Origin of the sequence: Streptomyces sp. ActVer, from assembly GCF_027270795.1 — a bacterium.
Taxonomy (GTDB): domain Bacteria; phylum Actinomycetota; class Actinomycetes; order Streptomycetales; family Streptomycetaceae; genus Streptomyces; species Streptomyces umbrinus_A.
The window spans coordinates 1-19,421 of sequence record NZ_JAPWHT010000004.1; the positions used below are offsets into that span (position 1 = coordinate 1).

At 69.8% G+C, this 19,421-nt stretch carries 15 protein-coding genes and 1 pseudogene; 8 read left to right on the forward strand and 8 right to left on the reverse strand.

Features of this window, described 5'->3' with window-relative positions; genetic code table 11:
* Nucleotides 1-940, reverse strand: a pseudogene (locus tag O3Q52_RS01235) (ATP-dependent helicase); the annotation flags it as partial.
* A gap of 237 nt (nt 941-1,177) precedes the next feature.
* Between O3Q52_RS01235 and O3Q52_RS01240 the strand changes: the two are divergent.
* Complete coding sequence (locus O3Q52_RS01240) at nt 1,178-3,325, forward strand: plasmid pRiA4b ORF-3 family protein (protein WP_269646893.1); 2,148 nt, start codon at nt 1,178-1,180, stop codon at nt 3,323-3,325.
* Nucleotides 3,326-3,480: 155 nt separating this feature from the next.
* Here O3Q52_RS01240 and O3Q52_RS01245 read toward each other — a convergent pair whose 3' ends face one another.
* From O3Q52_RS01245 to O3Q52_RS01255, 3 genes are all read right to left on the reverse strand, one after another.
* A complete protein-coding gene (locus tag O3Q52_RS01245) occupies nt 3,481-3,741 on the reverse strand; it encodes a Txe/YoeB family addiction module toxin (RefSeq protein ID WP_269646894.1) in 261 nt (86 codons plus the stop codon).
* A 10-nt stretch (nt 3,742-3,751) separates the two neighbouring features.
* The gene (locus O3Q52_RS01250) at nt 3,752-4,009 is read right to left on the reverse strand and encodes a type II toxin-antitoxin system Phd/YefM family antitoxin (protein WP_269646895.1); all 258 of its coding nucleotides are present in this window, start codon (nt 4,007-4,009) and stop codon (nt 3,752-3,754) included.
* Between the two features lie 130 nt (nt 4,010-4,139).
* On the reverse strand, nt 4,140-5,375 hold the full coding sequence (locus O3Q52_RS01255; protein ID WP_269646896.1) for a pyridoxal phosphate-dependent aminotransferase: 1,236 nt from the start codon (nt 5,373-5,375) through the stop codon (nt 4,140-4,142).
* A 943-nt stretch (nt 5,376-6,318) separates the two neighbouring features.
* Here O3Q52_RS01255 and O3Q52_RS01260 point away from each other — a divergent pair.
* The gene (locus O3Q52_RS01260; protein WP_189843293.1) at nt 6,319-6,837 is read left to right on the forward strand and encodes a DUF2617 family protein; all 519 of its coding nucleotides are present in this window, start codon (nt 6,319-6,321) and stop codon (nt 6,835-6,837) included.
* A gap of 247 nt (nt 6,838-7,084) precedes the next feature.
* Here the strand turns inward: O3Q52_RS01260 and clpB are convergent, their stop codons facing one another.
* On the reverse strand, nt 7,085-9,688 hold the full coding sequence (gene clpB, locus O3Q52_RS01265; RefSeq protein ID WP_269646897.1) for an ATP-dependent chaperone ClpB: 2,604 nt from the start codon (nt 9,686-9,688) through the stop codon (nt 7,085-7,087).
* Between the two features lie 113 nt (nt 9,689-9,801).
* Here clpB and O3Q52_RS01270 point away from each other — a divergent pair, with 113 nt between their 5' ends.
* Nucleotides 9,802-10,215 carry a pyridoxamine 5'-phosphate oxidase family protein gene (locus O3Q52_RS01270; RefSeq protein WP_269646898.1) on the forward strand — a complete coding sequence of 138 codons (414 nt, stop codon included), beginning with the start codon at nt 9,802-9,804 and terminating at the stop codon, nt 10,213-10,215.
* Nucleotides 10,216-10,417: 202 nt separating this feature from the next.
* Here O3Q52_RS01270 and O3Q52_RS01275 read toward each other — a convergent pair whose 3' ends face one another.
* A complete protein-coding gene (locus O3Q52_RS01275) occupies nt 10,418-10,753 on the reverse strand; it encodes a hypothetical protein (RefSeq protein WP_143640154.1) in 336 nt (111 codons plus the stop codon).
* A 343-nt stretch (nt 10,754-11,096) separates the two neighbouring features.
* Here O3Q52_RS01275 and O3Q52_RS01280 point away from each other — a divergent pair, with 343 nt between their 5' ends.
* The gene (locus tag O3Q52_RS01280) at nt 11,097-12,107 is read left to right on the forward strand and encodes a helix-turn-helix transcriptional regulator (protein ID WP_269646899.1); all 1,011 of its coding nucleotides are present in this window, start codon (nt 11,097-11,099) and stop codon (nt 12,105-12,107) included.
* 1 nt (nt 12,108) lies between these two features.
* A complete protein-coding gene (locus O3Q52_RS01285; RefSeq protein WP_269646900.1) occupies nt 12,109-13,104 on the forward strand; it encodes a helix-turn-helix transcriptional regulator in 996 nt (331 codons plus the stop codon).
* Here O3Q52_RS01285 and O3Q52_RS01290 read toward each other — a convergent pair.
* Entirely contained in the window at nt 13,058-14,101 is a 1,044-nt protein-coding gene (locus tag O3Q52_RS01290; protein WP_269646901.1) for a helix-turn-helix transcriptional regulator, read from the reverse strand. The two genes, O3Q52_RS01285 and O3Q52_RS01290, sit on opposite strands and share 47 nt — an antisense overlap.
* A gap of 282 nt (nt 14,102-14,383) precedes the next feature.
* Here O3Q52_RS01290 and O3Q52_RS01295 point away from each other — a divergent pair, with 282 nt between their 5' ends.
* From O3Q52_RS01295 to O3Q52_RS01305, 3 genes are all read left to right on the forward strand, one after another.
* Nucleotides 14,384-15,928, forward strand: a complete 1,545-nt coding sequence (locus tag O3Q52_RS01295) for a circularly permuted type 2 ATP-grasp protein (RefSeq protein WP_269646902.1) — start codon at nt 14,384-14,386, stop codon at nt 15,926-15,928.
* Nucleotides 15,929-16,017: 89 nt separating this feature from the next.
* Nucleotides 16,018-16,950: an alpha-E domain-containing protein gene (locus O3Q52_RS01300; RefSeq protein WP_269646903.1), complete on the forward strand. Its 933-nt coding sequence runs from the start codon at nt 16,018-16,020 to the stop codon at nt 16,948-16,950.
* A 44-nt stretch (nt 16,951-16,994) separates the two neighbouring features.
* Nucleotides 16,995-17,837, forward strand: a complete 843-nt coding sequence (locus tag O3Q52_RS01305; RefSeq protein ID WP_269646947.1) for a transglutaminase family protein — start codon at nt 16,995-16,997, stop codon at nt 17,835-17,837.
* A gap of 122 nt (nt 17,838-17,959) precedes the next feature.
* On the opposite strand, the gene O3Q52_RS01310 is transcribed toward O3Q52_RS01305, so the two are convergent.
* The gene (locus O3Q52_RS01310) at nt 17,960-19,072 is read right to left on the reverse strand and encodes a sugar ABC transporter substrate-binding protein (RefSeq protein WP_269646904.1); all 1,113 of its coding nucleotides are present in this window, start codon (nt 19,070-19,072) and stop codon (nt 17,960-17,962) included.
* Between the last annotated feature and the right edge of the window lie 349 nt (nt 19,073-19,421).

The following is a 19,421-nucleotide window of genomic DNA, read 5'->3' on the forward strand; positions in this document are numbered from 1 at the left end:
CGGCGGAGTCCAGCAGCCGTCCGGCCGGGGGCCAGGCGCGGGCGGCCCGGCGCAGCGTCAGCAGCGTGTCCACCTGAGCCCGTGGGCCGAACAGTTCGGGGGCGGTGGCCCTCCCGGACCAGAGGTCCGCGGCGTCGGCGAGCACGGTGGAATCGGCCAGGCTGCGCAGCTGGACCACGGCCCGGAAGGAGTCCGCGCGGCCCAGTTCCAGGCGCAGCGACACCGCCAGACCCGCGTCGCGGCCGGCGGCGACCTCCGCCGCCCAGCCCCGCTGCTCGGGCACGGACTGCGGAGCGCGCGCCGCGAACGCCGGTCCGCCGGTCACCTGGCGGGCGGCGGGAGGGCGGGCGAGGGAGTCGGCCACGGCGTCCAGGAAGGCACGCAGCAGCGGCTCGGCCGCCGGAAGCGTGAGGGGAGCGAGTCCGGGAACCGCGACCGCGCGGGCCTCCGGGGGCATGGCGGCGGCCAGGGAAGCCAGCCGCTCGTGGTCCTCGGCGTCCAGCGGGCCGACCCGCCACGCGTCGAATCCTTCTGGCGACACCCCGGGCAGCATCCGGCCCCGGGCGAGCAGACGCAGGCCGAGCAGGGCCGCCCCGCCCCAGAACGCGGTACCGGCCGACGCCCGCCCGCTGCCGTCGGCGCCGAGTGCCCGGCAGCGGGTCAGCAGCGGCAGCGCCTGATCCACCGACAGCGGCACGGCGACCACCCGCGCCCGGCGTACGGAGGAACCGTGCGGGCGGACCACGGTGAGTTCGGTGGGTTCCACCCCGAGGTCCGGCGGCTCACCACCGGGCTTCCAGAACGCCACCCGTCCCATCCGGGGCGGATCCGCGGGAAGGAACACCGCCTCACCCGCGGCGAGTTCCGGCAGGCAGGCCGACAACCGTTCCCGGTCCGCAGCAGCCGGCTCGGGCTCTGCCGACGGATAGACCTTCGCCACTACGCCCACTCCTGGCACAGGCTCCTACAACTGTTCGAGAGGGTGCGGGTTGCCCGCGGGCCCTCGGCGGGTCAAGGCTATCCGCGCAGGCGGACAGCTCGTGCCAGAAGTGCTTCGCCCACTCGGCGCAGTGCGGGAAGATGGCATCGGTACCCGTCACGGACGGCTGCGACACCTTTGCGGCGCAGCGCCTTACCGGTGCCGGAATCCGTCTCCGCCTCAAGGGAACCCTTCGCCGTGACCGCCGAGCCCGTGCCGACCTACCAGTTGAAGATCGCCCTGCGAGACACCAGCCCGCCGATCTGGCGCCGGGTCACCCTGCCCGCCGACACCTCGCTCGGCTGCCTGCACGACATCATCCAAGTGTGCTTCGGCTGGCACGACTCGCACCTGCATTCCTTCACCGAACCCTCCTCCGGCCGCCAATTCGTCGACTTCGACGCACCGTTGGACCGCGATCCCCTCCGCGACGCCGACGAGGAGTCCGTGACCGTGGCCGAGGTACTGCCCTACGAGGGCGGCCGGCTGGAGTACACCTACGACTTCGGTGACGACTGGCGGCACCGGATCACCCTGGAGAAGACCCTCCCCGCGTCCGCGTCCGACCGACGCGTCCGCTGCACCGGGGGACGCCGCGCCATGCCCTACGCCGAGGACACCGGCGGCGCCTGGGGGCTGCAGGCCGTACTCGACGCCGTCGCGGACCGCGGCGCACTGGCCCCCGAGCCGTGGACCGACCTGGTCGAAACCCTGCGCGAGGAGGCGTTCGACCCCGCCTGGTTCGACCGCGACGCCCTGGACCAGGAACTGGCCGAACTGGTCCCGAGGCCGCCTACGGCGGCCCCGGCCGCAGCCGGCCCCGGCGTGCGGCGCTGCTCCTGCGGCAAGATCCACGACGACGAGTACGACGAGGACCTCGCCGCGGAGTCCGTCCCCGTGCGCCCCGTCTCCCTGGCACCGCGCGCGGAGCTCGCCGCGGCCGCGCGGCAGGTGCCGCTGATCGCCTCCGCGCTCCGCCTGGCCCACTGGTGCGAGGGCGGACGAGCCGTCACGTCCCGGGACGTGCTCAAGCCCGCACTGGGCCGCCAGGCCGTCCAGGAACTGCAACTGTGGGCCCAGGACGACGAGCTGATCGCACTCCGGCCCGCGGAGCGCGACAAGCGGCTGGCCCGCCTGCGCAGCTCCGGCGACCTGCCCTGCCTGGACGGCCCCTGGCAGCTCGCTCTGTACACGGACCTGGTGGAGATCGGCGCGGGAATCGCCCGTCCGGGTACTGATCTGCCTGCCGCTGCGGGGGACGGGGGAGTTCTGGAGGTCTGGTGCCAGGCACTCGAAGACGAACTCGATGCCCTGAACGACCTCGGGAATCTCGGCCTGCCTCCGGTGCTGCTGGCCGCGCTGGACATGCGGGCCGAGGACGGCGACGGCTTGGCGGCGGTGGTGCTGCGGGCGCTGTACGAGGTTCCCGACGGCGAGTGGCTGGAGACGGCGCTGCTCGTCGGCGCGCTCCGCGAGGGCCTCCCCAAGCAGGAGGCACGACTGGTGGAGCTGATCCTCCTGCAGATCCTCGGCCAAGCGGCCCCGCTCCTCGCCGAGTACCAGGCGGCGGAGGTCGAGCCCGGCCCGGAGACGAGCGGGGAGCGCGACCACATCCTCCTCGACATCCTCGGCATCGGGGGAAGCACCGAAAACAGCGACGGCGCTCCCCTGCCCGGGACACGGCTCAGGCTCACCCCGCTGGGACGCCACGGGCTGCGCGAGTACCTTCTCGCCGAGGGAGTCCACGCTCCGCTCATCGGCGAACTGGCCGACGCCGGCGCCCCGACACTGCTCGACGCCCTGCTCGACTACGACCAGGACGCTGCTCACGCCGAGATCACCGGATGGATCAGGCACCGGGGCCAGGGACCGGCCGCGGTCCAGCTCATCGACGCCTGCGCCGGGTTGGAGGCCGACGCGGCCCTCCGCCGCCTTGCCGCCGCGCCGGTGCTGGCAGAACTCGACGAACCCAGAGCGCTCGCGGTCCTGCGCAAAGCCGCGGCCTCCCAGGTCCCCGGCTGTGCCGAGACCGCGGCGATCGCGCTGGTCGGCCGTGGTGAGACCCCCGAGGGGGACGGTCGGGAACTCCAGCTCTGGGGGCTCGTGGACCATCTGTGGGGTCCGCTCGGCGTAGCGGACGAGGCATTTGCCATGTTCCTGGAACAGGAGGAGGACCTGGTTCTGCCACTCCTGGAGCAGGCCGCCGACGAACTGTGGCGCTGCGACCACCCCGCTACCGGGCCCGTCCTGGAAGCGGCAGGACGACACCTGAGGGCCCGGGACAAGACACTGGCCAAGCGCCTGCGCAGGTCCGCGAACAAAGTCGGATCCCAGCACCGACGTTGAAATCGGGCGCATCGAGGGGAGAACCTGACCACCGCGTCCGCGTCCCGGTTGTTGTCCGGTTGAAGGATCCGGAACCCTGCTTCAACCGTTGCCGGCCTGCGTGAGCGCTGTGTGACGCCGGGGTCAGCAGGTGCTGTGCCCGACCCCGGGTCCCGTCAGCTTTCGTAGTGGTAGCGGCACTGTGCGATCAGGACGCCGTCCTCGGTGGCCTTGTAGATCAGTCGGTGCTCGTCGTTGACGCGGCGTGACCAGTAGCCCTGGAATCCGTGCTTGAGCGGTTCCGGTTTGCCGATCCCCTCGTTGCCGTTCCGGGCGATGTCCGCGATGAGCGTGTTGATGCGCTTCAGGGTCTTCCGGTCCTGAAGCTGCCACCACAGGTAGTCCTCCCAGGCGCGGGAGGAGAAGGTGATCTTCAACGCGCGGCCCTTATCCGCCGGTCGCCAGCTCGCGCACGGTGCCGCCGCCGTTCTCCAGCTCGTCGATGGACGCGAGCAGGCGCCGGGCGTTCGCCGGGCTTCTCAACAGGTACGCCGTCTCCTTCAGGGACTCGTAGTCCTCAAGGGAGACGATGACGACCGGCTCATGTCCGGCCCGGGTGATGACGACCTCTTCGCGGTCGTCGGTGACGGAGTTGAGCACCTCGGCGTAGCGAGCGCGCGACTCGGAATACGTCATGGTCTTCACAATCGACTCCTTTCACGTACAGAAAACTGTACGTCGTCAGTGTCGGTGCGGCAAGCGCCGAAATGACGGCCTCCGGCGCGAAGTGCCGGGCAGGCGGCGGGGCGCGTCGACCGGTCCCGCAGGGTGGCGGTCAGCCCGCGAATGCCTTGCGGAGCCGTTCCGCCGCGTCTGTCAGCACCTCGGTCCGCTTGCAGAACGCGAACCGTACGAAGGGCGCGCCCTCCTCGCGGTGGTCGTAGAAGACCGCGTTCGGGATCGCGACCACGCCGGCCCGTTCCGGCAGGGCTCGGCAGAAGGCGAAGCCGTCGCCGCCTTCGGACTGCACAGCGCCGAGGGGGCGGATGTCGGTGGTGATGAAGTACGTGCCCGAGGGGCGGAACACTTTGAAGCCTGCCTCCTTGAGACCGGCCGACAGCAGGTCCCGCTTGACCCGCATGTCCTCGCGGAACTCCGTGAAGTACGTGTCCGGGAGGCTCAGCGCCTCCGCCACCGCGTACTGGAACGGGCCTGACGCGACGTACGTCAGGAACTGCTTCGCCGAGCGGACCGCCGTCACCAGGTCCGGGGTGGATGTGACCCAGCCGACCTTCCAGCCGGTGAACGAGAAGCTCTTGCCCGCGCTCCCGATGGTGACAGTGCGCCCGCGCATCCCGGGCAGGGTCGCGAGCGGGATGTGCTCGGCCTCGTCGAAGACCAGGTGCTCGTACACCTCGTCGGTGACCACCAGCAGGTCCCGCTCGACGGCCAGCTCGGCGATCGCGGTGAGCTCCTCGCGGGTGAGGACCGTGCCGGTCGGGTTGTGCGGGGTGTTGATCAGCAGCAGCCGGGTGTTGTCCGTGACCGCGTCGCGCAGCTCGTCCAGGTCCAGACGGAAACGCTGGTGTACGACCCCGTCGTGGGTGTCCTCGTGCGGGCGCAGGGTGACCGGTACGCGCGTACCGCCCGCCATCGCGATGCACGCCGCGTACGAGTCGTAGTACGGCTCCAGGGCGATCACCTCGTCGCCCGGTTCGAGGAGGGCCAGCAGGGCCGCGGCGATGGCCTCCGTGGCGCCCGCCGTGACCAGGACCTCGGTGTCCGGGTCGAACGTGAGGCCGTAGCGGCGCTCCTGGTGCGCGGTGATCGCGGTACGCAGCTCGGGCACGCCCGGGCCCGGCGGGTACTGGTTGCCGCGGCCGTCGCGCAGCGCCCGTACCGCAGCCTCGCGGATCTCCTCGGGGCCGTCGGTGTCGGGGAAGCCCTGGCCGAGGTTGATCGAGCCGGTGCTCAGGGCCAGGGCCGACATCTCGGCGAAGATCGTCGTGCCGAACTCTGCGAGGCGGCGGTTGAGGAGCGGGCGGCGTGCATCGGAGGTCATGACCGTCATCCTGCGCTCAACCTCTGGAGTTGCTCAACTCTGCTTTGGTCCGTGAGGCGCGGGGGCATCCCCCTTTCACACAAGAAGCACACACGGGAAAACAGCAAGCAGAGCAGTAAGAGGAACAGGCACAAACACACACAGAAGCACAGGCAAGAAGCAGAGCCCACGGGGGGCCGCTTCGGGGGAACGGAAGGAGGGTGGCGCCATGATCGGAGGCATCATCCTGGTGGCAGTCATCGCGGTGGCATTCGTGGCCGTCGTGTCCGCGGCGGGGCGCAGCAACACGAGGCGTTCGCGCCGGTCCAGGCACAGCTGGTGGGCCGGCGGCTCCGGTTCGGGTTCAGGCTCGGGCGGCGGCTGTTCCACGGGGAGCAGTTCTTCCTGCGGTGGCGGTTCGTCCTGCGGAGGCGGGTCGTTGTCCTGCGGGGGCGGGGGCGATGGGGGCGGATGCGGCGGAGGCAGCTGACACGGGGCAGCTGAGCTCCGGACGGGGAAACGCGTCCGGGCCGTCCGGCACCACAAGCGTCCGTCGGGAGTCACCTCCCGGCGGGCGCTTCGCCGTGTGGCGGGATTCGGCGCCGGGCGGCGCTTCGCCGTGTGAGGAGAGCCGGGCGGGTGTCGAGGAGCGTTGTTGAGGGACGTTGAGGGGCGTTGAGAGAGCGGGGGGCGTGAAGGCGCACGTGTGAGCCAATGGCGCACTTCTTGCTTGAACAGTTGAGCTGTGGAGCCCTCTGGGGGATGGAAACCCTACGAAGTTGGGTAAAAACGCTGTGGCGGACGCGCCGTTCATGATTCCCTCGTAATCGCCGACGCAGACCCCGGAACATCCTTCTGACCTGGCCGCCCGGGCCCAATCCCCGCCCGGCGCCGACCGGGGTGCGACGGACCGACTCGCCTTCACCCTTCACAGACACCAACCCCACCCTTTTGCGTGCAGCGGAGCCGACCCATGCTCACGACCCTCAACACCGCCTACACCGACACTCGTGCGGCCGATCTCGCCTGGGCACTCGGTCGCGAACCGCTGCCCGCGCTCGCCACGCTCGATCTGGAACTCTCGGGTTCGAAGCTCCAGTTGAGACTGCTCGGGGCGTCCCACCAGGTGCTATTGGAGGAGGAGCGGGGCAGCTGTTCGGAAACCGTCGCCTGTATTCCGGGCAGCAGCACACCGTTGCCGCTCGGCGTCGCCAAGCGGGTGGGCGACTGGGAGTACGAGTTCGCCGCGCGGGTGGAGACGTTGTCGCGGGGCTCGTTCGCGGGGCGCGCGCAGGAGTTGCTCGCGCTGGTGGCCGACCATCCGAACGGTCTGGCGGGGGTGTTCCCCGGCAGCCCGCACGCCTTCACGGCGATGCTTGCCCAGCGGCACGAGGGGCAAGTGCACTGGCGCACGTGGCATGCGTATCCGCAGGACGGGCAGCTGGTGGCCACCCGTACGCGGGTGGGTGTGCGGGTGGCTGCACCGGCGTGACGTGAGGGGTGCGTGGGGTTCGTTGTGCGTGTGCGGGCCCGGTGGGGCTTGTCGCGCAGTTCCGCGCGCCCCTAAAGACGAAAGGCAGGGGCGCAGCCCCGCCTTTCAGGGGCGCGGGGAACTGCGCGCTCAGCCCAGAACAACCCGCGGCGAACTCACCACGCTCGGCCCCAATCACCTCAGGGGCGCGGGGAACTGCGCGACAAGCCCCCACCGGGCCCGCAGGCGAAACCAGGCCGCAACTCCCCTACAGCTCCTTGCCGGAGGCTGTCGCGGGGCCGACGATCAGGCCGTCGCCGAACGCGTCCACGCGAACCGTGTCGCCGTCGTTGACCTCGCCGGAGAGGATCTCCTTGGCGAGCCGGTCACCGATGGCGGTCTGGACGAGCCGCCGCAACGGCCGCGCCCCGTACGCCGGGTCGTTGCCCTCGTCGGCGAGCCAGGCCAGCGCCGCGTCGGTGACCTCCAGGGTGAGCCGCCGCTCGGCGAGCCGCTTCGCGAGCCGGTCGACCTGGAGCCTGGCGATCCGCTCCAGCTCGGTCTTGTTCAGCGCGGAGAAGACCACCAGGTCGTCGAGCCGGTTGAGGAACTCCGGCTTGAAGGACGCGCGTACGACCTCCAGGACCTGCTGCTTCTTCTCCTCCTCGGACGTCAGCGGCTCGACCAGATACTGGCTGCCGAGGTTCGAGGTGAGGACCAGGATGGTGTTGCGGAAGTCGACCGTCCGCCCCTGGCCGTCCGTCAGGCGGCCGTCGTCCAGCACCTGGAGCAGGATGTCGAAGACCTCCGGGTGCGCCTTCTCCACCTCGTCGAGGAGCACGACGCTGTACGGACGGCGGCGGACCGCCTCGGTCAGCTGGCCGCCCTCCTCGTAGCCGATGTAGCCGGGCGGCGCGCCGACCAGCCGGGCCACGCTGTGCTTCTCTCCGTACTCCGACATGTCGATGCGGATCATGGCCCGCTCGTCGTCGAAGAGGAAGTCCGCGAGGGCCTTGGCGAGTTCGGTCTTGCCGACGCCGGTCGGGCCGAGGAAGAGGAACGAGCCGGTCGGGCGGTCCGGGTCGGCGATGCCCGCGCGGGTGCGGCGTACGGCGTCCGAGACGGCCTGCACCGCCTCCGTCTGGCCGATCAGCCTGCGGCCCAACTCCTCCTCCATGCGCAGGAGTTTCTGGGTCTCGCCCTCCAGGAGGCGGCCGGCGGGGATGCCGGTCCAGGCGCCGACCACGTCCGCGATGTCGTCCGGGCCGACCTCCTCCTTCACCATCGTGCCCTTGGCGGCCTCCTCCTCGGCCTCGGAGGCTTCCTCCAGGTCCCTCTCCAGGGTGGGGATCTCGCCGTACAGCAGCTTGGAGGCGGTGTCGAAGTCGCCGTCGCGCTGGGCCCGTTCGGCCTGGCCGCGCAGTTCGTCGAGCTTCTCCTTCAGCTCACCGACGCGGTTGAGGGACTGCTTCTCCTTCTCCCAGCGGGCGGTGAGGCCGCGCAGCTCCTCCTCCTTGTCGGCGAGGTCGCGGCGCAGCTTCTCCAGGCGCTGCTTGGAGGCGGGGTCGGTCTCCTTGTCGAGCGCGAGCTCCTCCATGCGGAGCCGGTCGACGGCCCGCTGGAGCTCGTCGATCTCGACGGGGGACGAGTCGATCTCCATCCGCAGCCGGGACGCGGACTCGTCGACGAGGTCGATGGCCTTGTCCGGCAGGAAGCGGGAGGTGATGTACCGGTCGGAGAGGGTCGCGGCGGCGACGAGCGCGCTGTCCGCGATGACGACCTTGTGGTGGGCCTCGTACCGCCCCTTGAGTCCGCGCAGGATCGCGATGGTGTCCTCGACGGTCGGCTCGGCGACCAGCACCTGCTGGAAGCGGCGTTCGAGGGCGGGGTCCTTCTCGATCCGCTCGCGGTACTCGTCCAGAGTCGTCGCCCCGACCATGCGCAGCTCACCGCGGGCGAGCATCGGCTTCAGCATGTTGCCGGCGTCCATGGAGGAGTCGCCGCCGGCACCCGCGCCGACAACGGTGTGCAATTCATCAATGAAGGTGATGATCTGCCCGTCCGAGTCCTTGATCTCGGCCAGGACCGTCTTCAGGCGCTCCTCGAACTCACCGCGGTACTTGGCGCCGGCCACCATCGCGCCCAGGTCGAGCGAGACGAGCCGCTTGTTCTTGAGGGACTCCGGGACGTCACCCTTCACGATCCGCTGGGCGAGCCCCTCGACGACGGCGGTCTTGCCGACGCCGGGCTCGCCGATGAGGACGGGGTTGTTCTTGGTGCGGCGGCTGAGCACCTGCACGACCCGGCGGATTTCCTGGTCGCGGCCGATGACGGGGTCGAGCTTGCCCTCACGCGCGGCCGCGGTGAAGTCCGTACCGAACTTTTCGAGTGCCTTGTACTGGCCCTCGGGATCCGGGGTGGTCACCCGGCGCCCTCCCCTGCTCTTCTGAAAGGCCTCAAGGAGCTTTTTCGCATCAGCTCCCTCCCGGGAGAGTACGTCCCCGCTCTGGCCGCCCTTCGCCGCGATCCCCATGAGCAGGTGCTCGGTGGAGAGGTACTCGTCGCCCAGCTCCTTGGCGCGCTCGGCGGCGTCGGCGATGACGGCGAGCAGTTCGCGGTTGGGCTGGGGCGGGGCGACGGTGGAGCCCGTCACGCTGGGCAACGCGCTCAGTACGCGCTCCGCGCCGGTCCGTACGGCGGCCTGATCGGCCTCGACGGCGGCCAGCAGGTCGGTGATGTTCTCGTTCTCCTGCCCCTCAAGCAGCGCGAGGAGCAGATGCGCGGGGGTGAGATCGGCGTGCCCCCCGGTCACGGCCCGGTTGCTGGCCGCGTTGATCGCGTCCCGGCTCCTGTTGGTCAGCTCGGCGTCCACGTGTCCGTTCTCCTCCTCGTGCTCCAGGTTGGCTGACCCAACCAACGTACACAAAGTTGAGTCTATTCCACTCAAGAAGGTGCGGGCGAGGGTCAGCGGATAGGTTCCGGTCCATGGCCTCGTACCCCGTGAACCCGCGCGATCCCGACGACTCGTATCTCGGATTCTGGCGGGAACGTCACCTGTGCACCCTGACCACCCCCCGTCCCGACGGCACGCCGCATGTGGTGCCCGTCGGGGTTACATACGATCCGGAGGCCGGTCTCGCTCGGGTGATCGCGAACAAGTCCAGCACGAAGATCCGGAACGTGCAGGCCGGCGGGCCCGAGGGCGTCCCGGTCGCGGTCTGCCAGGTGGACGGGCGGCGGTGGGCGACGCTGGAGGGGCGCGCGACGGTGTCCACGGATCCGGCCCGGGTCGCGGAGGCGGTACGGCGGTACGCCGAGCGCTATGGCCGGACCCCGTCCCCCAACCCGTCCCGGGTGGTCGTCGAGATCGCGCTGACGTCGGCACTTGGGCACGGCTGACCGCGCGACTGACGGGAAACGGGTGCGAGGTGCGCGCACAGTGCGACACCAGTCAGGTACCAGGCTGGTTTCAGCCCTTGTGGAAACTGGTGGATGACCTGAAATATGCCTGGAAACTGCAGCGGCGTCACCGTGTTCAGGTCACGGTGACGCCGCTGCGGGGGGAAGCGCCTGAGCGATTTACAACGACGGGGGAATCGCGTCAGGCACTGCGGGGGGTGGCTGAGATGGCTCGTACGTCCGGGGCTTCCGGCTCGTCCAGTCGGTGGTCGCGCTGGTCGAGGTTCACAAAGATCATTCCGTACCGAATGGCGCACCGTACTGGCTGCGGCGCCCCCCGAGGCCGTCGCAGACACCGGTACGCCCGCAGGTCGTCGTCGTCGTCCCGGGTCACCACGACCGGCTCCCCGAACACCGTCACCATCAACGAGTCACCGCTGTGGGGGACAGCAGTGGCCAGATCGATGAAGTGCCAGCCGGAGCGGTACGCGGTGGCCATTTCTCGGCGGAAGGAGCGGTCGTCGGGAGGGGTGGTCATGCTTCTGCGTCCGCGGGGCTGCTCGTCCAACCGCTGTCCGGCGGGACCTCCGCCGCACCGGCCACTACATTGGTCCAGCCACTGTCCGCCGGCGCCGCCTCCGCATCGGTCCAACCGCTGTCCGGTGGGACCGTCAGCTCGGCGTGCACGACGTCAAGGCCCGAGCCCCCCGACGCGCCGAAGGCCACAGCGACAGAGAAGACTGCGGCAAGCACTGAACCAAGCAATCTCGCTCGCATAGTCGGCTTCGTCCTCACTTGATGGAATCTTCTCCCCCGTCGTCACAAGACGATGGCTCATTCAGGCACGTCAATGCCACAGGAGCGATGCATCATGTTCCTGCATGTTCAGGACCCTGGGGGGTGGAGATTTGCCTACAAATAACTCACAACCGACACATCCCCATGCTGTCACGACGTTGTGTGACGAAGGAGCGCGCCTTTACGCCAGCGCATTGCACTCCGGCCGGATCACCCGGGTCGAGGTGGAGGCGGCTCCCTGTCTCCTGGAGTTCGCACTGCTCCATCCCGATCCGGACGACGAGAAGTGGCTGCGTCCAGTTCCCCCGTCCGTCGCTCTCGCACAACGTCTTCACCCCCTGGAACGCGAGATCCAGGAGCGGCGACGCCAGGCGATCGAGCTGACCGATTCCTTCGATCCGTTCATCGCGATCAGTACGCAGGGTCAGACGAGCATCCACGCGATCACCGTTCTGGAGGGATTCGACCGGATCAACGCGGCACTCAATTCGGCTACCGCCGAGTGCAACAGGGAGATGCTGACGATCCAGCCCGGCGGGGGGCGCCCCGCGGACGCCCTCATGCAGGCCCTGGAGCGGGACCGGCCCCTCACGGACCGCGGGGTCAGCATCCGCACGCTGTACCAGCACACGGCGAGGCACAGCCAGGGAACGCTCGCCTACGTGGAGCGAATATCCGGCGGCAGGATCCAGGTCCGCACGCTGGAAGAGCTCATAGAGCGTCTGATCATCTTCGACCGGACCGTGGCCTTCATCCCCGCCAGCGACGACCGGCGGGTCGCTCTCGAACTCCGGCACCCCGGACTCGTCCTGTACCTCAGCAAGGTCTTCGAACAGCTCTGGCAGCGCGCGGTCCCGCTGACCGAGGACGTCCCGAACGACGTCGACCCCAATGGCATCACCCCTGTCCAGCGGTCCATCGCCAAACTCCTCATCGAGGGGCATGTCGACGAGGCCATAGCGCGCCGCCTGGGTATGAACGTCCGCACCTGCCGCGCCCACATAGCGAAGCTGGCCTCCGCCCTCGGCAGCGGCAGCCGGGCCCAACTCGGCTTTCTCATAGCGCAGTCGGGGCTCCTGGAGCGGGATCACTGACATGTCCTCCGGAGAGAGCCGCAACCTCCACGCGCACGGAGACGAGGAGCTGTGCGAAACAGGCATGGCCCTGTACGCCCGTGCGCTGCGCGAGGGCAGCGTGCACAGGGACGATGGCGAGGCTGCTCCCTGCTTGCTCGACCTGGGACTGTTGCACCCCGACATGGACGACGAGAAGCGTCTGGTTCCCACGGCGCCGACCGTCGCGCTGCCCCGGCTCCTTCGGACGTTCGACGAGCGGATCGCGGAGGAACGGCGGCGGGAGGCTCGGCTGGCCGAAGCGTTCGAGCCACTGATGCGGATCGCGGGCAGCCATACGGCGGTGACAGACACTCCCACGATCAGGGTTCTCCGTGGCAAAGGACAGATCGACCTGGCCATCACTGAGGCACTGGCCAAAGCGAGCGAGGAGCTCCTCGCGATCCAGCCGCACAACGGCCTGGCCTCCAAAACCCTGGGCAGCGCCCTGGATCGCGACCAGGCACTGCTGGATCGGGGCGCCCGCATCCGCACCCTCTACCAGCACCCCGTCCGCCATACGCCTCCGGTGATCGCCCGCTACGAGCTGCTCCGGGGCGATGTGGAAGCGCGCACCCTCGACGAAGTGACCGAGCGGCTACTTGTCATCGACCGCGCTGTCGCGTTCGTCGCGGCAAGCAAGGACCGTACGGCCGCACTGGAAGTCCGCACTCCGGCCCTGCTCACCTTTTTCGTGACCACCTTCGACCGCCTCTGGCGCCTGGCCACCCCCATGCACCCCGAAGCGGCACACCGCCCGTCCCTCAACGGCGTCACCCCCCGCCAGCACGCCATCGCCGCCCTCCTCATCGAAGGACACACCGACGCGGCCATCGCCGACCGCCTCGGCCTCAACATCCGCACCGCCCGCGTCCACATCGCCAAACTCGCCGCCACCCTCGGCAGCGAAAGCCGCGCCCAACTCGGCTACCTCATCGGTCGGTCGGGGATTCTGGAACCCCCGGACCGGGAGCCGTGAGGGACTGAAGCTCCGGGTCGCGGGGTGGGCCGTCGAGGCCCGCCTGGGCTATGCGGACGCCCAGTTGCGTGCGGCTGGCGGCGCCCAGTGTCTCCGAGAGGCGGGCGATGTGGGCCCGGCAGGTGCGGACGCTGATGCCCAGCCGCTCCGCGACCACCGCGTCCTGGTGGCCCTCCGCCAGGAGTGCCGCGATCGAACGCTCCCGGTGCGTGATGCCCTCGATGCCCGTGTCCGGGAGGGGCGCGGTGAGGGGGATCGCCAGGCGCCAGAGCCGTTCGAAGACGGTGACCAGGTAGTCCACCAGCGCCGGGTGACGCAACTCCAGCGCGATCGTGCGGTCGGCGCTCGCCGGGATGAAGGCGACCGTGCGGTCGAAGATGATGAGCCGCTCGGTGACCTCGTCGAGCGTGCGGGCCTCGGCCGCGTCGCCCATCAACTCCATGTAGTTGAGCAGGCCCTGCCCGTGCCGGGCCACGTGTGTGTACAGGTCCCGCATGCGCACGCCCCGGCGGCGCAGCGCCATCGCCCGGGGCAGGCCCTCGGAGAGTTCGTCCTCGCGGCGGATTCCGCCCGGCTGGACGGCAAGTACCTCGGCCGTGCATGCCTCGGTCGCCCCGTCCATCGCGGCCCGGATCCGGGGCAGTCCGTCGAGCACCCGGATCGCCACGCCCTCGGTGCGCGAATGGGCGTTGCCGCCGAGGGTCGCGTACCACTCGAAGGCGGACACCGCCGAGCCCATGCGCGACTGCGTCGTGACGACGTGCTCGTGCATCTCCCGGAGCAGCCGTGTCATGACCTCCTGCGGCGAGGTCGGCACCAGCCAGCCCATGTCGTCGGGGTCGGGGTGCAGCAGCGCCAGTTCGACCAGGCAGGGCACGGTCTCGGCGTCCTCGCGGGACACCCGGCCGCGTCGTACCGCCCGGGAGTACACCCGGTCCCCCGCCTCGCACAGGCGGTCAGCACCGTGCGGATGCGCTTCCTTCCCGTGCCCGGCCATCTCCTCAACCCCCGGTTCCAGCCTCTTCCGGAGCGCAACTATGCGCGGCTGCCACCGCCTCCGCAACACGGCTTCGCCGCACCCACACCCCCTATCGTCACAGTTGATACTTCTTTGTCCCCACCCCAGCATGGCTCGTTGCAACAAGCTGATGGCGGTCGCGAAGCCGACGGCTTGGCGCGGATGCGACGCGCGAGGACAAGGAGAAGACGAGCGACTTGCGTGAGCTGCCGGAAATCGTCGAGTGATCGGCACGTTACGTACCGCACTTAACGTCAGGCCATGGCGGACATATTTGACGCATACGCGTTGGCCGACGCGTGGGACGAGATGTTTGAGCGGCCGGGTGAGGTCAGGGCCGCCTATGAGCCGGTGCTGGCGGCACTCCAACCGATGGAACCGGCCGAACTTCGGTTCAGGGCCGATCAGATGGCCCGGTCGTTCACGGACCGCGGCGTGACGTACGCGTTCGCGGGCGAGGAGCGGCCCTGGCCGCTGGACCTCGTGCCGCGGGTGCTGGACGCACTGGAATGGGATCTCATCCAACGCGGGGTCTCCCAACGGGTCAGGGCCCTTGAGGCCTACCTCGCGGACGCGTACGGGCCGTGCCGGGCCTTCGAGGACGGGGTCGTGCCCTGGCGGCTCCTCCTCAACTCCCCCCATTTCCACCGGGCCGCGCACGGCGTGGAACCCCCGGGCGGGGTACGCGTCCACGTCGCCGGCATCGATCTCGTACGGGACGAGGCCGGCGCCTTCCGGGTCCTGGAGGACAACGTCCGGGTGCCGTCCGGGGTCTCGTACGTCATCGAGAACCGGCGGGCGATGACCCGGATCTTCCCCTCGCTCTTCGCCGAGCAGCATGTGCTGCCGGTCGACGGGTACGGGCAGCGGCTGCTCGCGGCGCTGCGCGCGGCCGCGCCCGACGGGGTCGGCGACCCGCGCGTCGTCGTGCTCACCCCGGGTCCGAGCAACGCCGCCTACTTCGAACACGCCCTGCTGGCACGGCTGATGGGCGTGCAGCTGGTGGAGGGGCACGATCTGGTCTGCCGCGGGAACCGGGTGTGGATGCGGACCACACGCGGCGAGATGCCGGTCCATGTCGTATACCGGCGGCTCGACGACGACTTCCTCGACCCGCTGCACTTCCGGCCCGGCTCGGTGATCGGCTGCCCCGGCATCATGAACGCCGCCCAGGCCGGGAACGTCACACTCGCGAATGCGGTGGGCAACGGCATAGCGGACGACAAGCTCCTCTACACGTACGTTCCCGATCTCATCCGGTACTACCTGTCCGAGGAGCCGGTGCTCCCCAATGTCGAATCGTTTCGCCCTGATGAACCTGGGCAGTTGGAAGCAGTCCTCGACCAGCTCGACCAGCTCGTCGTGAAGCCCGTCGACGGAGCCGGCGGGCAGGGCATCGTGATCGGACCGCACGCGGACCGGCAGACACTCGATCGCGTACGCAAAGAGGTCGTCGCCGATCCCCGGGGGTGGATCGCCCAGCGGCCGGTGGCCCTGTCCACCTCCCCGACCCTCGCGGGCGAGCGGATGGCCCCGCGCCACATCGATCTCCGGCCGTTCGCCGTGAACGACGGCAGCGATGTGTGGGTGCTGCCCGGCGGTCTCACCCGGGTCGCGCTCCAGGAGGGCAACCTCATCGTCAACTCCAGCCAGGGCGGCGGTTCCAAGGACACCTGGGTGCTCGCGGAGGGACCGGCGGAGGGACCGGCGGAGGAGCCCACGGGCCCCCTGCCCGACGTCGCCCCGCGTCAGCTCGGCCCGGACGGCGACCGCCTCGTCCCGCAGGAAGGGGCGCAGCAGCAGTGACGGCCACGCATGGAGTGCCCGCACAAGCAGCTCGAACAGCTCAGGCAGCACATGCAACTCAAGCCGCACACGCAGCAGGAGGTACGGCCGTGAACGACGTGATCCTCTCGCGCATCGCCGAGGCACTGACCTGGACGGGCCGCTATGTCGAACGGGCCGACGCCACCGGCCGCATCCTCGACGCGTATCTGCACCGGCTCCTCGAAGACCCCTGGCGGGACGAGGACGTGGCCTGCCGCTCGCTGTACGCGATCCTCGGCGTCGACGCGGGCACCGAACCCGTCGACATGCAACAGGTCCTGGACCAGCTGGCCTTCGACGCCCGCTCGACCTGCTCCATCGAGGGCGCGCTGGGCGCCGCCCGGCTGAACGCGCGCAGCGCCCGCGAGGCGGTGTCCTCCGAGATGTGGGAGTGCCTCAACTCCACCTGGCACGCCCTCGCCGACCAGCGACTCGCGGCCCGCCGCACCGGCCCGTACGCCTATCTGGAGCTGGTCCGCCGGCGGGCCGCGCTCTTCTGCGGGCTCGCCGACTCGACGATGAGCCGGGACGACAGCTGGCGATTCGTGGTCCTCGGCAGGAGCCTGGAGCGGGTGGACATGACCGTACGGCTGCTGTCCGTACGGGTGCTGGACGCGGCGCACGCGCCCGACTGGCCGACGCTGCTCAGCGCGAGCGGGGCGGACGAGGCGTACGCGCGGGTGTACGGCGGTTTCGGTGACACCGCCCGGGTGGCCGAATTCCTCATCATGGACCGGGAGTTCCCGCGTTCGGTGCTGCACTCGCTGACCACGGCGGAGGAGTGCCTGGCGGCGCTCGGCCGCCCGCGCCAGGATCCGGCGCGGCGCCCGATCGGCAGGATGCGCACCCGCCTCGAATACCTGGACTCGACGGCCCTGGAGGACGTACTCCCCTCCCTCCTGAGGGAGTTGCAGACGTCGTGCATGGCCTCCGCCGAGGCGGTCGCGGAGAGGTTCTTCCCGTACCAGGGACCAGTCGAGTGGGCCCAGGAAGGAGCATGAACATGAATACGAGCCTGAACACGAGCATGAACTCGAACGCACCGATGACCCGTCGGCTCCGCATCCGGCACATCACCCGCGTCTCGTACGCGCAGGCCGCGGTCCGCTCCCACAACGAGGTCCGCATGACCCCGCTGACGCTGCCGGGCCAGACGACCCTGGACGCCCGCGTCCTGGTCAACCCGTCCACGCCGACCTGGTCGTACTGGGACTACTGGGGCACCCAGGTCACCGGCTTCGACCTGATGGAGCCGCACGAGGATCTGACGATCACGGCGGTGAGCCTGGTGGAGACGTCACCGCCGGCCGCGCTGCCGTCGGCCCCGACCTGGGCGGAGGTGGCCGAACGCGTGACCAACTCCCGCCTGCTGGAACACTCGGTCCAGACCTCCCGCACGGCCGTCCCCGAGGAGCTGGTCGAGCGGGCCCGCACGGCGGCCGCGGGCCTGGACCCGCACGAGACGGCGGTCGCGGTCTCGGACCTGGTCGCAGACCGGGTCTCGTACATCCCGGGCTCCACCGGCGTGAACACCAGCGCGGCCGAGGCCTGGGACCAGGGCGCGGGCGTCTGCCAGGACATAGCCCACCTCACGGCCGGACTCCTGCGGGCCCTCGGCCTGCCGACCCGCTACGTGTCCGGCTACCTGCACCCCGAACGGGACGCGGAACTGCACCGCCCCGTCGCCGGCCAGAGCCACGCCTGGATCGAGTACTGGGCCGGCGACTGGACCGGCCACGACCCCACCAACCGCACCCGCGCCAACGAGTCCCACGTCGTGGTCGGCCGAGGCCGCGACTACGACGACGTGACCCCGCACAAGGGGATCTACCGGGGGGTGGCCGGGGGCCCGCCGGAGGTGACGGTGGAGTTCACCCGGGTGGCATGAGCTCCCGGTGGCGTGAGTTCCCGGGCCCCCGTGGGCCGAGAGGTTCAGGGGTTTTTCCACAGATGTGGGAAACCCCCTGAACCATCCCGGTTACGCGCGTCGACCACGCACCGCACAAAGCGCTACTTGATGCCGAGGGAGTCGCAGGCCGCTTTGTACTTGGCCGTGCAGATCTGGTCGGCCGTGTAGATGCCGTCCCGGAGGACCGTCGACTTGATGGTGTTCTTGGTCAGGGCGGAGACCTGGAGGAGGTTGGACGGGATGTTCTTCTTCGTGGGGCTGGTGGCCTTGTCGGGCGTCAGGGAGTCGAACTCGATGCCGAATCCGCGGACGACGGCCACGGCCATCTCGGCGGCGGTCTCGGCCTCCTGCGGGTACGGCTTGTAGACGCTCATGAACTGGTCGCCGGTGACGACGCGCTGCACCGCGTCCAGCTCGGCGTCCTGGCCGGTGATCGGCGGCAGGTCGGTGACCCCGGCCGCCTTCAGCGCGGAGATGATGCCGCCGGCCATGCCGTCGTTGGCGGAGTACACCCCGGCGATGTTGTCGGCGCCGATGGAGGAGATCGCGGCCATCATGTTGGCCCGGGCGTTGGCCGGCTTCCAGTCCTTGGTGTCGTACGACTTGGCGATGGTCACCTTGCCCTTGAGCTCGCCGAGGGCGCCGTCCTTGAACTGGGCGGCGTTCGGGTCCGTCACCGCGCCGTTCATCATGACGATCTTCTGCGACTTGCCGCCGTTGAGCTCGTCGGCGAGGGCCCGGCCCTGCACCTGGCCGACCGCCTCGTTGTCGAACGAGACGTACGCGTCGATCGGCCCCTCGGCCAGCCTGTCGTACGCGATGACGGGAATCCCCGCCTCCTTGGCCTGCTTCACCCCGGAGGCGATGGCCTTGGAGTCCACCGCGTCCACGAGGAGTACGTCGACCTTGTCGGCCACCATCCGCGCGAGCTGCTTGTTCTGCTCGGCCGCGTCCTGCTCGGCGTTCTCGTAGACGACCTTCCCCTTGCCGTCGGTCAGCGTCTCGACCTTCTCCTTGATGATCGGGTAGTCGAACTTCTCGTAGCGCGAGTTCGACTTCTCCGGCAGCAGCAGCCCCACCGTGATGTCGTCGCCCTTGGCCGGGCTCGCCTCGCCGCCGTCACTGCTCCCGTCCAGTGCTCCGCATGCGGCGAGCATGAGGGTCATCGTGGAAGCCGAGACGGCTACGGCGGTACGACGTATGGCGCTGTTCACTTTCGGGTGCCTTCCGGACGAGGGCGCAACCGTGCTGGCCCAGGTGACAAAAGCCAACGTCGGGGTTCCCGGTGCGTCAAGGAGTAACTGCTAACGAGATCGCAACAGAAACCTGTGGAGAGACCGGGGTGATGTGGGGGAAATCCGTCGGGCAGGGGGCCACACGCTCGTCGTACGAGGGGGGCGAGGGTGGGGCGGACCTGGGCGGAAGCGGCCAGAACACCACGTCCGGGTCAGTACGGGCACCTGTTCGGCCGCGTACGGATTGCGGTGGCGCGGCTCTCGGAAGTTGCTGGGAGGAGGTGCCGGGAGCAGTTGCCGGAACCAGGCAGCCCGTCCCGCCCGTGTC

Bases quoted from the DNA above. Each gene is read 5' to 3' on its own strand.
- O3Q52_RS01295 (WP_269646902.1), top strand. From the start codon at position 14,384: ATGGCGGACATATTTGACGCATACGCGTTGGCCGACGCGTGGGACGAG.
- O3Q52_RS01305 (WP_269646947.1), top strand. From the start codon at position 16,995: ATGACCCGTCGGCTCCGCATCCGGCACATCACCCGCGTCTCGTACGCG.
- O3Q52_RS01285 (WP_269646900.1), top strand. From the start codon at position 12,109: ATGTCCTCCGGAGAGAGCCGCAACCTCCACGCGCACGGAGACGAGGAG.
- O3Q52_RS01275 (WP_143640154.1), bottom strand. From the start codon at position 10,753: ATGACCACCCCTCCCGACGACCGCTCCTTCCGCCGAGAAATGGCCACC.
- O3Q52_RS01260 (WP_189843293.1), top strand. From the start codon at position 6,319: ATGCTCACGACCCTCAACACCGCCTACACCGACACTCGTGCGGCCGAT.
- O3Q52_RS01290 (WP_269646901.1), bottom strand. From the start codon at position 14,101: ATGGCCGGGCACGGGAAGGAAGCGCATCCGCACGGTGCTGACCGCCTG.
- O3Q52_RS01255 (WP_269646896.1), bottom strand. From the start codon at position 5,375: ATGACGGTCATGACCTCCGATGCACGCCGCCCGCTCCTCAACCGCCGC.
- O3Q52_RS01280 (WP_269646899.1), top strand. From the start codon at position 11,097: ATGTTCAGGACCCTGGGGGGTGGAGATTTGCCTACAAATAACTCACAA.
- O3Q52_RS01270 (WP_269646898.1), top strand. From the start codon at position 9,802: ATGGCCTCGTACCCCGTGAACCCGCGCGATCCCGACGACTCGTATCTC.